The sequence below is a fragment of the Roseateles sp. genome (assembly GCF_019237615.1).
Lineage (GTDB): Bacteria > Pseudomonadota > Gammaproteobacteria > Burkholderiales > Burkholderiaceae_C > Pelomonas.
On sequence record NZ_JAFAGT010000085.1, the window covers coordinates 163336 to 176273 of the forward strand.

Below are 12938 nucleotides of genomic sequence, written 5' to 3' on the forward strand. Positions count from 1 at the left end.
CATGAAACGCCGCCATCTGCTCCAACTCGGCCTCGGTGCCACCGCGCTGCCGCTGCAGCTTTGGGCCGCGTCACCCGACGCGCCGCGCCTGCTGGTCGTCTTCCTGCGCGGCGCCTACGACGCTGCCAACCTGCTGGTACCGACCGCATCGAGCTTCTACTACGAGGCCCGGCCCAACATCGCCATCGCCAAGACGGCGGCCCTGCCGCTGGACGCGAACTGGGGCCTGGCTCCCGCGCTGGCCGACTCCATACACCCGCTGTGGCTGAAGAACCAAGCCGCCTTCGTGCCCTTCGCCGGCACCAACGACGTCTCGCGCAGCCATTTCGAGACCCAGGACCACATCGAGCTGGGCCAGCCCGACGAGGGCAGCCGCGACTTCCGCAGCGGCTTCATGAACCGGCTGGCCGGCGTGCTGGGCGCGGGCGGGGTCGCCAGCTCGCGGCTGGAGGCCATGGCCTTCACTGACCAGGTGCCGCTGATCCTGCGCGGCGAACTGCCGGTGGCCAACCAGGCCTTGCGCGACCTCGGCAAGCCGGCCATCAGCGCAGCGCAGGCCCAGGTCATCGCCGGCATGTACGCCAACACCCGCCTGGCCGGCACGGTCAGTGGTGGCTTCGAGGTGCGCGACGAGGTCTCGCGCGAGATGGCCGGCGAGATGGAGGCTGCCAGCCGCGGCGCCATCGCAGCCAAGGGCTTTGCGCTGGAGGCCCGCCGTGTCGCGCGGCTGATGCGCGAGCGCGTGACGCTGGGCTTCATCGACGTGGGTGGCTGGGACACCCATGTCGGCGAGGGCGGTGCGACGGGCCAGCTCGCCACCAAGCTGGGCGAGCTGGGCAAGGGCCTGGCGCTGTTCGCCGACGAGATGGGGCCGCAGTGGAACAACACCGTGGTGGTTGTGGTCAGCGAGTTCGGCCGCACCTTCCGCGAGAACGGCAACCGCGGCACCGACCATGGCCACGGCAGCGCCTACTGGGTGCTGGGCGGCGGCGTGCAGGGCGGGCGTATCGCCGGCGAGCAGGTGGAGGTCAAGGCCGCCACGCTGTTCCAGAACCGCGACTACCCGGTGCTCAACGAGTACCGCGCGCTGTTCGGGGGCCTGATGCGTCGCATGTACGGCCTGAACGACGCGCAACTGGCCAAGGTCTTCCCCGGAGCCAGCGCGCGCGATATCGGCCTGGTTTAGGCGGACCTCACCCAGCGGTCGACGACCGCCTTCACGCGCTCGCCGAAGTAGCGGGCCGTCGCCAGGTCGCCCGGCACCATCTCCTCGGCGGAAGCGTCGCTGGGCGTCTGCGTGATGAGGCCGGCGTAGCCGCCGAGGTTGTTGATGTCGTCGCGCGTGGCGGCCTTGTGGTTGGGCGCCTTCGTGCCCATGCCCACCCAGATCATGCCGTGCTGCTGACTCAGCGTGTGCAGGTACTGCATCGTGCCTTGCTTGTCGCCGTTGAGCGTGGCCGAGTTTGTGAAGCCGGCGGCGATCTTGTCCTTCCACAGCTGGGCGTACCACGGCTTGCTGCTGGCGTCGGCCACCTTCTTGAACTGCCAGCTCACGCCGCCCATGTACGTGGGCGTGCCGAAGACGATGGCGTCGGCCCCCGCCAGCGTGGCCCAGTCGCCTTCGGAGATGTTGCCCTCGGCGTCGATGGGCATCAGCTGCGCGCCGGCCGTGCCGGCGATGGCCTCGGCGACCTTCCTGGTGTGGCCATAGCCGGAGTGGTAGAGAACGACGATCTTGCTCATGGGCTGTTTCATTCGGAGAAGGGTGAACCGGGAACTTGCGGGCACGGCGCCGGGCCGCGCCCGAGCCGGCTCGAGATAGGGATGGACCGGCCTCACCCGCGAGCAGCGGGGCGAGGCCGGGGTGGAGCGCCGGTCAGGCGGCCAGGTCGAACACCAGCACTTCGGCGTCGCGGCCGGCCGTCAGGGTCAAGCGCGATGTCTGGCGAACCTGCAGGGCATCGCCGGCCGTCAGCTCCTGCCCGTTCACGCTGAGCGCGCCGCGCACCAGGTGCACATAGGCCAGGCGGCCCGGCGCCAGGTCCAGCTCGGCGGTCTCGTCGCCGTCGAACAGGCCGGCATACAGACGCGCGTCGGCATGAAGGGTGACGGCACCGCCCGCGCCGTCGCTGGCCGCCACGAGGCGCAACTGGCCGCGCTTGGAGGCGGCGTCGAAGTGCTTTTGCTCGTAGCTCGGCGCGATGCCGCGCGCATCCGGCTGGATCCAGATCTGCAGGAAGTGCGTGGTCTGGTCCTTGGCGTGGTTGAACTCGCTGTGCATGACGCCGCTGCCCGCGCTCATGCGCTGCACGTCGCCGGGACGGATCACGCCCGAGTTGGCGGCGCCTGTCTCGCCGTTGCCCATGCTGTCCTTGTGCGCCAGCTCGCCGGAGAGCACGTAGCTGATGATCTCCATGTCGCGGTGGCCATGCGTGCCGAAGCCGGTGCCCGGGGCGATTCTGTCCTCGTTGATGACGCGCAGCGCGCCGAAGCCCATGCGGGCCGGATCGTAGTAGTCGGCGAAGGAGAAGCTGTGGAAGGACTTCAGCCAGCCATGGTCGGCATAGCCACGGTCGGCGGACTTGATCAGTTGCAGCATGTTCGGTCTCCTTTTCCGGTTGCGATGGAGCCAATGTAGGAGCCCTGGGCAAGGCCATCGATGAGGCGTCTGCGAGGCATCATTCAAATAGACTGAACACATGTCGACCTCCCAAGAGAAGCGCCGCGCCCTCACCCCAGAGGCCCTGTCCATGATGGACACCATCGCGCGCACCGGCAGCTTCGCCGCCGCCGCGCGCGAGATGGGCCGTGTGCCCTCGGCGCTGACCTATTCCGTACGCCAGCTGGAGGATGCGCTGGACGTGCTGCTGTTCGACCGCAGCTCGCGCCAGGCCGTGCTGACCACGGCCGGCCACGAGCTGCTGCTGGAGGGGCGGCGCCTGCTGCAGGAGCTGGACGCCGTCGCCAACCGCGTGCGCCGCATCGCCACCGGCTGGGAGAGCGAGCTGACGCTGGCTGTCGACGACGCCATCGCCCGCCGCGCGCTGTTCGACCTGATGGAGGCCTTCTACGCCCAGACCATAGACGGCGGCGGCCCGCCGCCGACCCGGCTCAAGCTGCGCGTTGAGGTGCTGGCCGGCACCTGGGAAGCCCTGCTGCATGGCCAGGCCGACGTGGCCATCGGCGTGCCGACGCAGCAGCTGCCCAGCAGCAGCATCCATTGCGAGCCCGGCGGTGAGCTGGAGTTCGCCTTCTGCATCGCCCCCCACCACCCGCTCGCCGCCCTGCCCGAGCCCCTGAGCGCCAGCCAGATCGCCGAGCACCGCATCATCGCCGTCGCCGACAGCGCGCGCCTGCTCCCGCCCCTGACCGTCGGCCTGCTGCCGGGTCAGGACGTGCTGACCGTGCCGTCGCTGGCCACCAAGCTGGAGGCCATGATGCGCGGCCTGGGCTGCGGCTCGCTGCCCGTGCCCATGGTGAGGCGGCACATCGAGGCAGGCCGCCTGGTGCGCAAGGCCACCTACGAAGGCCGGCGCGCCGGGCAGATGCATTACGCCTGGCGCGACACGGGCCAGGCGCCCGGCAAGGCGCTGGCCTGGTGGATAGACAAGCTGCGCGGCCCCGCCACACAGCGGGCCCTGCTGGAACAGCACGAAGGCCTGCTGCTGTGACGCCGTACCGGGGCCGCTTCGCCCCCTCACCCACCGGCCCGCTGCACGCCGGCTCGCTGGTGGCCGCGCTGGCCAGTTGGCTGGACGCCCGCGCCCATGGCGGCTGCTGGCTCGTACGCATCGAGGACGTCGATGGTCCGCGCTGCCCGCCGGGCATGGATGAGCTCATCCTGGGGCAGCTTGCCGCGCTGGGCTTGCTGCCCGACGAGCCCCCCGTCTGGCAATCCCGCCGCGGCAGCCTCTACGAGGCCGCGCTGGACCGCCTCATCGCCGCCGGCCATGCCTACGGCTGCGCCTGCACGCGCGCCGAGATCGCCGCCGCGGTAGGGCCGCGCGCCAAGCATGGCGAGCTGGTCTACCCCGGCACCTGCCGCCACGGCACCCTCGGCCGGCCGGTGCGCGCCTGGCGCTTGCGCGTCCAGGGACGGGTGGACTGGCTGGATCGCCGCCTGGGCCCGCAGTCGCAGGACCTCGAGGCCGAAGTCGGCGACTTCGTGTTGAAGCGCGCCGACGGCCTCTGGGCTTACCAGCTCGCCGTCGTCGTCGACGATGCCGAGCAGGGCATCACCGACATCGTCCGCGGCGAGGACCTGGCCGACAACACGCCGCGCCAGATCGCGCTGCAACGGTGTCTGGACCTGCCCACGCCGCGCCATCTGCACACGCCGCTGGTGCTGGCGGCGGACGGGCACAAGCTGTCCAAGCAGAACGGCGCGGCGGCGCTGGACCTGGCCGACCCGGCGGCGCGGCTGCGGGAGGCAGCTCTGCGGCTGAATCTGGCGCCGGGGCCGGCCGCGTCGACACCTGGCGAAGTGCTGGCCGCCGCGGTCGCGCAATGGACGGCGCAATGGACGGCGCAATGCCCGCCATGACGCGGGGCGGTCCCGGCTGAGGGGCAAATGCCCCGCCGAATACCCCCAGTTCGGCCCGCGTGACGCCTTGTCCACGTCCGCCCTCCTCGGTTAGATTCATTTGGCCTTGCGTCGGCAGCGGCGGCGCAAGCCCATCCCCGCAAGCGGCCTCTCGCCAAGCCCGGTTGCGCCCGCCAACGCCGGCCCACCGGCACCAGGAGATGACATGGCCCAGTACAAGGTTGCCTACTTCGTCGGAAGCCTCGCTTCGAACTCCATCAATCGCCTGCTCGCCAAGGCACTGGTCCGGCTGGCGCCGCCCGAGCTGGTATTGAGCGAGATCCCCATCAGGGATCTGCCGCTCTACAGCGCGGACTACGACGCCGACTACCCGCCGGTGGCGCGCGCTTTCAAGCAGGCCATCGCGGATGCGGATGCGGTGCTGTTCGTCACCCCCGAATACAACCGCTCGATTCCCGGCGGCTTGAAGAACGCCATCGACTGGGCCAGCCGGCCCTGGGGCACGAACTCCTTCGCGCGCAAGCCCTCCGGCGTGATCGGCACCTCGCCGGGCGCCATCGGTACCGCGGTGGCGCAGCAGAGCCTGCGCGGCGTGCTGTGCTTCTGCAATTCGCCGCTGATGAACACCGTAGAGGCCTACATCCAGTTCAAGCCCGGCCTCATCGGCGCGGATGGCGAGGTCACGGACGACGGCACGCGGCAGTTCCTGCAGAACTACATGACCGAGTTCCACGCCTTCATCGTGCGCGTCCTCACCGTGCTGCCGCGCAGCGGCAGCTGATCCCGCACCCGCCGCCCATGCGGGCGGCGGCCTTGCCATGGGCCAGCGGCGACAATCGCCCGATTTCCCCAACAGCAAGGATTTCCCATGAACACCACGCCTTCCGGCCTGCAGTTCGAGGACACCGTCGTCGGCGACGGCAAGACCGCCCAGGCAGGCCAGGACGTCACCGTCCACTACACCGGCTGGCTCTGGGTCGACGGCACCCGCACGACCAAGTTCGACTCCAGCAAGGACCGCGGCGATCCCTTCGAGTTCGAGCTGGGCGCCGGCATGGTCATCCGCGGCTGGGACGAGGGCGTGCAGGGCATGAACATCGGCGGCAAGCGCACGCTGATCATCCCGGCCCAGCTCGGCTACGGCGCGCGCGGCGCCGGCGGCGTCATCCCGCCCAATGCCACGCTGTGCTTCGAGGTCGAGCTGCTGGGGCTGGCCGGCGGTCCCGAGCCGGTGGAGCTGAACCTGCACACGACATCCAGCGGCCTGCAGCACGAGGATGTCGTCGTCGGTGAAGGCGCCGAGGCCACCAAGGGCCAGCGCGTGTCGGTGCACTACACCGGCTGGCTCTACAAGGACGGCATGCGCGGCAAGAAGTTCGACTCCAGCAAGGACCGCGGCCAGCCCTTCAAGTTCAGCCTCGGCGGCGGCGAGGTCATCGCCGGCTGGGACGAGGGCGTGCAGGGCATGAAGGTGGGCGGCCGACGCATGCTGGTGCTGCCGCCCGAGCTGGGCTATGGTGCCCATGGCGCCGGCGGCGTCATTCCGCCGAACGCGACGCTGCTGTTCGAGGTCGAATTGCTGGCGGTCTGACGCCTGAAAGAACCCCGCCGGGAGGCGGGGCGTCTTCTCCTGGGGCCTGACGGCCCCGGGCGAGGTGCTGGTGTCAGGGCTTGATCATCAGCTTCTGGATCACCATCGTGCCGCTGGTATTGGTGTTGGACAGGCGCAGCAGCACCGGCTGGATGATGGGCGCGGTCGCCGTGAACGAGGTGGTGCTCGCGGGCTGCGTGGTCATCACATTGCTCTCGGTACAGACATTGCCTGCACAGGCCGCGCGCGACGGCGACGTTGTGACGATGTTGCGCCAGGTGCTGCCGTCGGTCGAATAGTCCAATTGGTAGCCGTTGGAGCCGGCGCGGAAGTACTCGAAGCTGAACTGGCTGAGGCTGCGCAGGTTGAACATCACGAAGCCCGCGTTGGTGCCGGCCTTGGAGATCTGGATGTTGGCCGCGAGGCTGGAGCCACTGGCCACGGTGGACGAGTACTTGACCGCGGAACTGGCGCCCGTCGCTCCGCTGTCGTTCTGGCTGGCGCAGATGAACTGCTGGCCGGAGGCCGCCACCATCGTGCCGAAGCCGGGACCATTGACGGCGCCGGGCCAGCTCTCGAAGGTGGCCGTGGTGCCGGTGGCGGACAAGCCCGCGAGGTAGGCGCTGGTGTTGTTGCTGCCGGTCGCAGTGTTGCCCAGCGCGGCCAGGTCGACCAGCGTGCCGCTCGCGCCGCCGAAGCTGGCGTTCAGCGTGGCGGCGTCGATCATGACGCCGCAGGAGCCGGCGATCTGCGCCGCCCCGCCCAGAACGGTCGTGCTGGTGGTGCAGGCCGCGCCGCTGGTGCAGCTGGCACCGGCGCCGGGCGTGACGGTGCTGGTGAGCGCGCCCGCGGCCGTGGTGTTGGCCGAGATCAGCACGGTGGCCTTGCCGCCGCTCGCGGCCAGGCCGGCGGGGATGCTGCAGTTCAGCGTCGCGCCGGTGATCGGGCTGCACGTGGCACCCGTGGGCGTGACCGTGAACGCGCCGACGCCGCTGGCCGGCAGCACCGTCGTCAGCGTGACGGGCGCGGTCGTCGCGCCGGTCCCCTGGTTGGTGGCCGTGACGGTCCACTGGACCTTGTCGCCTATCGACGCGCTGGCGAGGTTGACGGCAGCGCCGACCTTGACGTCGGCCGCGGCCGCGGCGGCCACGGCCGTCGTCGTCGTGCAACTGGCCGTGGAGGCGCAGCTCGCACCGGTGCCGGGCGCCACGGTGTTGACCAGATTGCCCGCCGCGGTGGCCGGTGCGGCGATGACCACGGTGGCCGTGCCGGTGTTGGCAGCCAGGCCCGCCGGGATGGTGCAGCTCAGCGTGTTGCCGACCACCGCGCCGCAGTTGGCGCCCGTGGGCGTGACGGTGACGGCGCCGATGCCGGCGGCCGGCAGCGTGTCGGTCAGCGTGATGGGCGCGGTCGTCACGCCGCCGGTGTTGACGGCCGTGAGGGTCCACTTGACGGTGCCCCCGACGCTGGTGGAGGTGGCGTCCACGGCGGCGCTGACCGTGACGTTGGGCGGCACTGGGCGCGTGCTGACGACGGTGGTGGAGCTGCAGTCGGCCGCCGAGCTGCAGCCCTTCACGCCGGCGCCGGAGGGCTTGACGGTGCTGGTCAGCGAGCCGGTGGCGGTGGTGGTGGCCGACAGCAGCACGGTGGCGGTCTTGCCGGGGGGCAGTCCCGCGCCTATGGTGCAGGTCAGCGTGCTGACGGAAGGGCCGCAGCTGGCGCCGCTGGACACGACGGACACCGCGCTCAGGCTACTGGGCACGTCGATGAGCAGCGTGGTGGTGTCGCTGCTGGCAGCGTTGCCGGCGTTGGTGACGGTGACGGTCCAGGTGACGCGGTCACCGGCAAAGACCGAGGCGCTGTCGACGGTCTGCGTGACGGACAGCGCGGCCTGCGCGGCGGGCGCCGGGTCCGACGCGTCGTTGCCGCCACCGCAGCCGGCCAGCCAGGCCGGCAGCAGCAATGCGGCAGCCAGATGCAGGGAAGAGAATTTCATTTTGTCTCCTGTTGATTCACGCCGTCTCAGCGGACGGACATCGGTGCATTGGCCGCCGGGAAGTCGACGAACGCGGCGCTGCAGTCATAGGGCGCCGACGTGGCCGAGCGCAGGTCGAAGACCTTGAACTGGTTGCTGTCCTTGGCGGCCAGCAGCGTGCTGGCGAACGACACGGGGCCCGGGCCCATCGTCAGCTCGGCGTAGGACGGCACCGGCGTGCTGAGCTTGGTGGACACCCAGCCGGGCGTCGAGTCATAGACGACGTTGTCCAGCGTGATGCCGTACAGGTAGTTGAACTGGCCCTGCGACTGGTAGCCGCGGAACAGCAGCAGCGCGCCCGTGCCGTTGTAGATCGAACCCGGCGTGTCCAGGTAGCGGAAGTTGCGCACCGTGACGTGGTGGATGTTGGGGAACTGCCTGGTCGAGGAGCCCGATGCGTCGCCGTAGTAGGTGTCGATCGCGATGGGCTGCTGCACACGACGCGCGCACATGCCGTCCACCGTGATGTTCTGCACCTCGCCGCCGCGGCTGTCGTCCGTCTTGATGCGGAAGCCGCTGGTGGAGTTCATGTCGAAGCCATCGATGGCCAGGTCGCGGATCGTCACGCCGTTGACGCCGCTGTCCGTCTCGCTGCCGATGGACATGCCATGCGTGAAGTAGAGGCGGTTGTGCAGGATCTGCACGTTGCTGACCGGTCCGGTGGTGCTGTTGTGCGACTTGATCGCGATACCGTCGTCGCCGGTGCTGATGTGGTTGAACGCGATCAGCAGGTTCTGCGACTGGCCGGGATCGAAGCCGTCGGTGTTCTTGATCGTGGCCGGCGTGAAGCAGGTGCTGGGGCGGCTGACGTTGGCCGTGCCGGAGATCACCGGCGTCGAGCCGGCATCGCACTTGTAGCCTGCCACCGAGTACTCCAGCGACGGCGACAACAGCTTGGTGCCCCAGACAGTGATGCCGTTGACGCCGCTGGAGACGGCGTGGAACTTGGGCGCGTTCTGCAGCGTGATGCGGTGCAGCGTGAAGTTGCTGCCGGCGTTGATCTGCAGCAGCCGCGGGTTGTTCTGGTTGGCGTTGCTGAGCGTCTTGGTCAACGCACCCACGTCCCACCAGGTCAGCTTGCCGGCGTAAAGGCCCGAGGTCAGCACGGCGCCGCCGCGGCCGTCGATGACGCCGTCACCCACCACGCCATTGCCGTTGGGCGCGGTCGTGATCAGCGCCGAGCAGCCGTTGTCGCTGGACGCGGTCTCGCCGCAGTTGTTCTTGCCGGCGATCTGGTAATCGGCCGGACGGCGCGAACCGAACAGCGTCACGCCCTTGTCGATCCACAGCGTCACCGTGCCGGCGAGGTTCAAGGGCCCGGACAGGAAGGCGTTCTCGCCCTGGGCGCCCGTTGCCAGCTTGACGGCTTGGCCCGTCGGGCAGGCGTTGATGGCGGCCTGGATGCGTGCGGCGTCGGGCTGCGAGTTGCCGGCCGCGGCGTCCACCGCGTCGTCCAGCAGACCTGCGGCGTTCTTCTTCAGCGTGGCGGTCAGCGTCGCGCAGACGGTCTTGGGCAGGGTCGGCTCCCTGCCCCGCAGCGCCGGGTCGGTCAGCGCCGCCGTCGGCCAGGTGCCGCCACCGGCGTCGACCGGGGGCGGGTTGCTGCCGGAACTGCTGCCATTGCTGGGCGTGCCGCTGTCCGCGACCACCGCCGTTGAGCCGCCGCCGCCGCAGCCGGCCAGCGCCGCCATGGACGCCAGCACCAGCATGCGCAAACCGCCGCGACGCGCTCGGGAGGGTCCCAACTTCTTCATGTCTTGTCTCCTGCTCTTGCTCTGTGTCAAACGCGTATCGACCGGCCACTGCAACGTTCCGGCGTATCGCGATCCGCCGGCGTCAATGGACGCCAGGGTGAATCTGATATGTCGAGTGATGTATCAAATAAAGATATTGATATATCAGCAATGGCGAGTTTTTACCAACACGACCGACATGCCGTCAATGCGGTCAACCCGTAGACCACGGCATGACGCCGCAGCACCATGAGCGGCGGCGCACCAACCCGCTTCACTTCGATGTCACCCGCGCATGGTCTGCTTGCGCGAAAATCCTCAAACAAGGAGCCCCCTGTGAGCGACCTCCACTCCGGCGCCGACCAGCGCCGCTTCCCCCGCGTCGAGTTCTTCCTCGTGCCCGACGAGCACGAGCAGTTGCCGGTCTGGGTCATCAAGCCCGAGGGTTTGTCGACGGCGCGTGGTGGTGTCGTCGTCAACCTCAGCGAGGCCGGCCTGCAAATCCTCGCCTCGGCCGAGCCGCCACTGGACGCCCTGCATTACGAGATGCGCCTGCTGCTCGGCGAGGACGAGGGCGTGCCGCTGTTCAGCGCCGACGTGCGCCGGGTCTGGAGCCGGCCGCTGAGCCGCATCGTGCAGCTCTGCGGCTTCGAATTCGAGACTCCCAACTCCGAGGCCGAGGAGTTCCTGCTCGCGCAGACGGTACAGATCACCGCGCGCAAATGGGTGCGCTGCGTGCTCGTCGAGCGGATGACGGCGCTGGCCTAGGGCCGCTGGCGCCAGGCGGGGAACTGGGTTAGCGTGTGTGCGGGGCCGGCTGGGCCTCGCCTGCCATCCCCTCCATGATCGAACCCGAGCAGTTGCTGCGCTACTGGACCCTGTCGCAATGGCAGGCGAACCTGCTGGTGCTGATGCACCTCGTCGGCGCAGGGCTGCTGGGCCTCATGCTGGGCTACGAGCGCGCCTTCCATGGCCGCGCGGCCGGCATGCGAACCTACGCCCTCGTCTGCATGGCCTCCACGGCCGTCATCGTGCTGCTGGGCCTGCCCCACCAATGGTTCGGCGGCAGCGAAGCTGCCATCGTCCCGCCGCTCATGGACCCGACGCGCGTCATCCAGGGCGTCGTCACCGGCATCGGCTTCCTGTGTGCCGGCGTCATCATGCGCGAAGGCATGAACATCTCCGGCCTGACGACGGCGGCCTCGCTCTGGGCAGCCTCGGCCATCGGCATCCTGCTGGGCATGGGCTTCTATTTCGCGGCCATCGCGCTGACGCTGCTGTGCGCCTCGCTGATGATGTGGGGCGCCAGGCTGGAAGCCGCCCTGCCCTCCCATCCGGCCATCGCGGTGCAACTGCAGGGCCAGTCGGGACGCCGCTTCGAGCAGGCCGAGCAGGTCGCCTTTGCCGCGGCGCTGGGCTACGACTTCGCGCCGGGCTCGGTCAGCATCGAGTGCACGGACGAGCGCCAGGAGTGGCGCTTCGTCTGCACCGCGCAGCACAACTACCACGGCGAGACGCTGTCGCGTTTCGCGAGCCGGCTGCCGGAGCTGCCCGGCCTGGCCAGCTACCGCGTCACGCACGCGCGCAACTGAGGCGGTTCGGACCGTGATGCGCTTCCCCGCAGCCGTGGGCCGGGATGTCGCCGTGCAGCAATGGCTGGACGCCGGCGAAGGTGAGCTGGCTGCGCTGGCACGCACCTGGTTCGCGGCCTTGCGCCGCAGCGGCACCGACGTGACCGAGCTTCTGCACGACGGCATGCCCACCGCCTGCGTGGGCGACGCGGCCTTCGCCTACGTCAACACCTTCAAGGCCCATGTCAACGTCGGCTTCTTCTGCGGCGCCGAGCTGCCGGACCCGGCGGTCCTGCTGCAGGGCACGGGCAAGTTCATGCGCCACGTCAAGCTCAGGCCCGGCACGCCGGTCGACGCCGCCGCGCTGCAGGCGCTGATCGACGCGGCCTATGCCGACGTGAAGGTACGCCTGCGGGCCGAGGCCGCTCAGGCGATGGCCGGGTAGTCGCCCAGGCCGTCCGGCCAGGGCGTCAGGATCTCGAAGCCATCGGCCGTCACCGCCACCATGTGCTCCCACTGCGCGGAGAGGGAGTGGTCGCGCGTGACCACCGTCCAGCCATCGCTCAGCTCGCGGATGGCTGCGCCGCCCGCATTGATCATGGGCTCGATCGTGAAGATCATGCCCTCCTGCAGCTTCAAACCTTCACCGGGCCGTCCGAAGTGGTTGACGTGCGGGTCGTCGTGATAGACGTCGCCGATGCCGTGGCCACCGTATTCGCGCACCACGCTGAAGCCGGCCGCATGCGCCACCTTCTGGATGGCATGCCCCACGTCGCCCAGCGTCGCGCCCGGGCGCACCTGGCGGATGCCGGCGCGCAAGGCCTCATAGGTCGTCATCACCAGCCGGCGCGCCAGCACGTTGGCCTCGCCGACGATGAACATGCGGCTGCTGTCGCCGAACCAGCCGTCCTTGGTCAGCGTGACGTCCACGTTGACGATGTCGCCCTTCTTCAGCCGCTTGTCCCTGGACGGGATGCCATGGCAGACGACGTGGTTGGGCGAGATGCAGGCCGTCTTCGGATAGCCGTGGTAGCCGACGTTGGACGGGATGCACTTCAGCGTGTTGACGATGTAGTCGCGGCAGAGGTCGTCCAGCTCCTCGGTCGTCACACCGGGCACCACATGGGGCTTCAGCATGGCCAGCACCTCGGCGATCAGATGCCCGGCCTCGCGGGCCTTGGCCACCTCGGCGGGCGTGCGCAGCTTGAGGCCCTTCATGCCGCCGCCCCTTTGGCCCTGGCCGGCTGAACCCAGCCGGTCAGCCGCGCCAGATCCAGCCCGCCCTCCTGCTCGGCGCGGATCAGCAACTGGCAGATCTCGCTGTGCGACAGCTGCGGATGCAACTCGGCCAGCATGCCGATGCGCATCCAGTGCTCGGCCTGCGCGTTGATGGAACGCGACAAGGCCTGGCTGGCAACGCGCAGGCTCTCATGCAACGGATCGGAGATTTTGACGATTCCCATGC

General features: G+C 69.5%; 14 protein-coding genes and 1 pseudogene. 9 read left to right on the forward strand and 6 right to left on the reverse strand.

The genetic code is table 11. The features are described from left to right. The first annotated feature begins 1 nt into the window (after position 1). Entirely contained in the window at positions 2 to 1186 is a 1185-nt protein-coding gene (locus JOY88_RS17440; protein ID WP_293503897.1) for a DUF1501 domain-containing protein, read from the forward strand. On the opposite strand, the gene JOY88_RS17445 is transcribed toward JOY88_RS17440, so the two are convergent. Together JOY88_RS17445 and JOY88_RS17450 are read right to left on the reverse strand one after the other, a co-directional pair. Then, positions 1183 to 1743 (reverse strand): flavodoxin family protein, encoded by a 561-nt coding sequence (locus tag JOY88_RS17445; protein ID WP_293503898.1) that lies wholly within the window; start codon positions 1741 to 1743, stop codon positions 1183 to 1185. The two genes, JOY88_RS17440 and JOY88_RS17445, sit on opposite strands and share 4 nt — an antisense overlap. A 133-nt stretch (positions 1744 to 1876) precedes the next feature. Beyond that, positions 1877 to 2599 carry a pirin family protein gene (locus JOY88_RS17450; RefSeq protein ID WP_293503899.1) on the reverse strand — a complete coding sequence of 241 codons (723 nt, stop codon included), beginning with the start codon at positions 2597 to 2599 and terminating at the stop codon, positions 1877 to 1879. A 100-nt stretch (positions 2600 to 2699) separates the two neighbouring features. Here JOY88_RS17450 and JOY88_RS17455 point away from each other — a divergent pair, with 100 nt between their 5' ends. The 5 genes and pseudogenes from JOY88_RS17455 to JOY88_RS17475 all read left to right on the forward strand — a co-directional run bounded on the left by JOY88_RS17455 (position 2700) and on the right by JOY88_RS17475 (position 6134). Beyond that, entirely contained in the window at positions 2700 to 3671 is a 972-nt protein-coding gene (locus JOY88_RS17455) for a LysR family transcriptional regulator (protein ID WP_293503900.1), read from the forward strand. After that, entirely contained in the window at positions 3668 to 4543 is an 876-nt protein-coding gene (gluQRS, locus tag JOY88_RS17460) for a tRNA glutamyl-Q(34) synthetase GluQRS (protein ID WP_293503901.1), read from the forward strand. The genes JOY88_RS17455 and gluQRS overlap by 4 nt, the downstream gene beginning before the upstream one ends. A 205-nt stretch (positions 4544 to 4748) precedes the next feature. Beyond that, positions 4749 to 5324, forward strand: coding sequence for an NADPH-dependent FMN reductase (locus JOY88_RS17465; protein WP_293503902.1), 576 nt, complete (start codon positions 4749 to 4751; stop codon positions 5322 to 5324). 87 nt (positions 5325 to 5411) lie between these two features. Continuing rightward, a pseudogene (locus JOY88_RS17470) lies at positions 5412 to 5756 on the forward strand (FKBP-type peptidyl-prolyl cis-trans isomerase); the annotation flags it as partial. A gap of 24 nt (positions 5757 to 5780) precedes the next feature. Then, on the forward strand, positions 5781 to 6134 hold the full coding sequence (locus JOY88_RS17475) for an FKBP-type peptidyl-prolyl cis-trans isomerase (RefSeq protein ID WP_293503992.1): 354 nt from the start codon (positions 5781 to 5783) through the stop codon (positions 6132 to 6134). 73 nt (positions 6135 to 6207) lie between these two features. On the opposite strand, the gene JOY88_RS17480 is transcribed toward JOY88_RS17475, so the two are convergent. Together JOY88_RS17480 and JOY88_RS17485 are read right to left on the reverse strand one after the other, a co-directional pair. Further along, positions 6208 to 8130, reverse strand: a complete 1923-nt coding sequence (locus JOY88_RS17480; protein ID WP_293503903.1) for a CARDB domain-containing protein — start codon at positions 8128 to 8130, stop codon at positions 6208 to 6210. 26 nt (positions 8131 to 8156) lie between these two features. Further along, on the reverse strand, positions 8157 to 9923 hold the full coding sequence (locus JOY88_RS17485) for a glycoside hydrolase family 28 protein (protein ID WP_293503904.1): 1767 nt from the start codon (positions 9921 to 9923) through the stop codon (positions 8157 to 8159). 315 nt (positions 9924 to 10238) lie between these two features. Here JOY88_RS17485 and JOY88_RS17490 point away from each other — a divergent pair, with 315 nt between their 5' ends. The 3 genes from JOY88_RS17490 (at position 10239) to JOY88_RS17500 (ending at position 11918) form a co-directional block, all read left to right on the forward strand. Beyond that, positions 10239 to 10670: a PilZ domain-containing protein gene (locus JOY88_RS17490; protein ID WP_293503905.1), complete on the forward strand. Its 432-nt coding sequence runs from the start codon at positions 10239 to 10241 to the stop codon at positions 10668 to 10670. A 74-nt stretch (positions 10671 to 10744) separates the two neighbouring features. Further along, complete coding sequence (locus JOY88_RS17495) at positions 10745 to 11494, forward strand: MgtC/SapB family protein (RefSeq protein ID WP_293503906.1); 750 nt, start codon at positions 10745 to 10747, stop codon at positions 11492 to 11494. Positions 11495 to 11510: 16 nt separating this feature from the next. Further along, on the forward strand, positions 11511 to 11918 hold the full coding sequence (locus JOY88_RS17500) for a DUF1801 domain-containing protein (protein ID WP_293503907.1): 408 nt from the start codon (positions 11511 to 11513) through the stop codon (positions 11916 to 11918). Here the strand turns inward: JOY88_RS17500 and map are convergent. Both map and JOY88_RS17510 read right to left on the reverse strand, forming a co-directional pair. Beyond that, a complete protein-coding gene (map, locus tag JOY88_RS17505; protein ID WP_293503908.1) occupies positions 11900 to 12691 on the reverse strand; it encodes a type I methionyl aminopeptidase in 792 nt (263 codons plus the stop codon). The genes JOY88_RS17500 and map overlap by 19 nt on opposite strands. Then, positions 12688 to 12936: a ParD-like family protein gene (locus JOY88_RS17510; RefSeq protein ID WP_293503909.1), complete on the reverse strand. Its 249-nt coding sequence runs from the start codon at positions 12934 to 12936 to the stop codon at positions 12688 to 12690. Before JOY88_RS17510 ends, map begins: the two co-directional genes overlap by 4 nt. Positions 12937 to 12938 lie beyond the last annotated feature (2 nt).

Coding starts and splice junctions, on each gene's coding strand:
- JOY88_RS17465 (WP_293503902.1), top strand. CDS start 4,749: ATGGCCCAGTACAAGGTTGCCTACTTCGTCGGAAGCCTCGCTTCGAAC.
- JOY88_RS17445 (WP_293503898.1), bottom strand. CDS start 1,743: ATGAGCAAGATCGTCGTTCTCTACCACTCCGGCTATGGCCACACCAGG.
- JOY88_RS17440 (WP_293503897.1), top strand. CDS start 2: ATGAAACGCCGCCATCTGCTCCAACTCGGCCTCGGTGCCACCGCGCTG.
- JOY88_RS17495 (WP_293503906.1), top strand. CDS start 10,745: ATGATCGAACCCGAGCAGTTGCTGCGCTACTGGACCCTGTCGCAATGG.
- JOY88_RS17450 (WP_293503899.1), bottom strand. CDS start 2,599: ATGCTGCAACTGATCAAGTCCGCCGACCGTGGCTATGCCGACCATGGC.
- JOY88_RS17510 (WP_293503909.1), bottom strand. CDS start 12,936: ATGGGAATCGTCAAAATCTCCGATCCGTTGCATGAGAGCCTGCGCGTT.
- JOY88_RS17480 (WP_293503903.1), bottom strand. CDS start 8,130: ATGAAATTCTCTTCCCTGCATCTGGCTGCCGCATTGCTGCTGCCGGCC.
- map (WP_293503908.1), bottom strand. CDS start 12,691: ATGAAGGGCCTCAAGCTGCGCACGCCCGCCGAGGTGGCCAAGGCCCGC.
- JOY88_RS17455 (WP_293503900.1), top strand. CDS start 2,700: ATGTCGACCTCCCAAGAGAAGCGCCGCGCCCTCACCCCAGAGGCCCTG.
- JOY88_RS17485 (WP_293503904.1), bottom strand. CDS start 9,923: ATGAAGAAGTTGGGACCCTCCCGAGCGCGTCGCGGCGGTTTGCGCATG.
- JOY88_RS17500 (WP_293503907.1), top strand. CDS start 11,511: ATGCGCTTCCCCGCAGCCGTGGGCCGGGATGTCGCCGTGCAGCAATGG.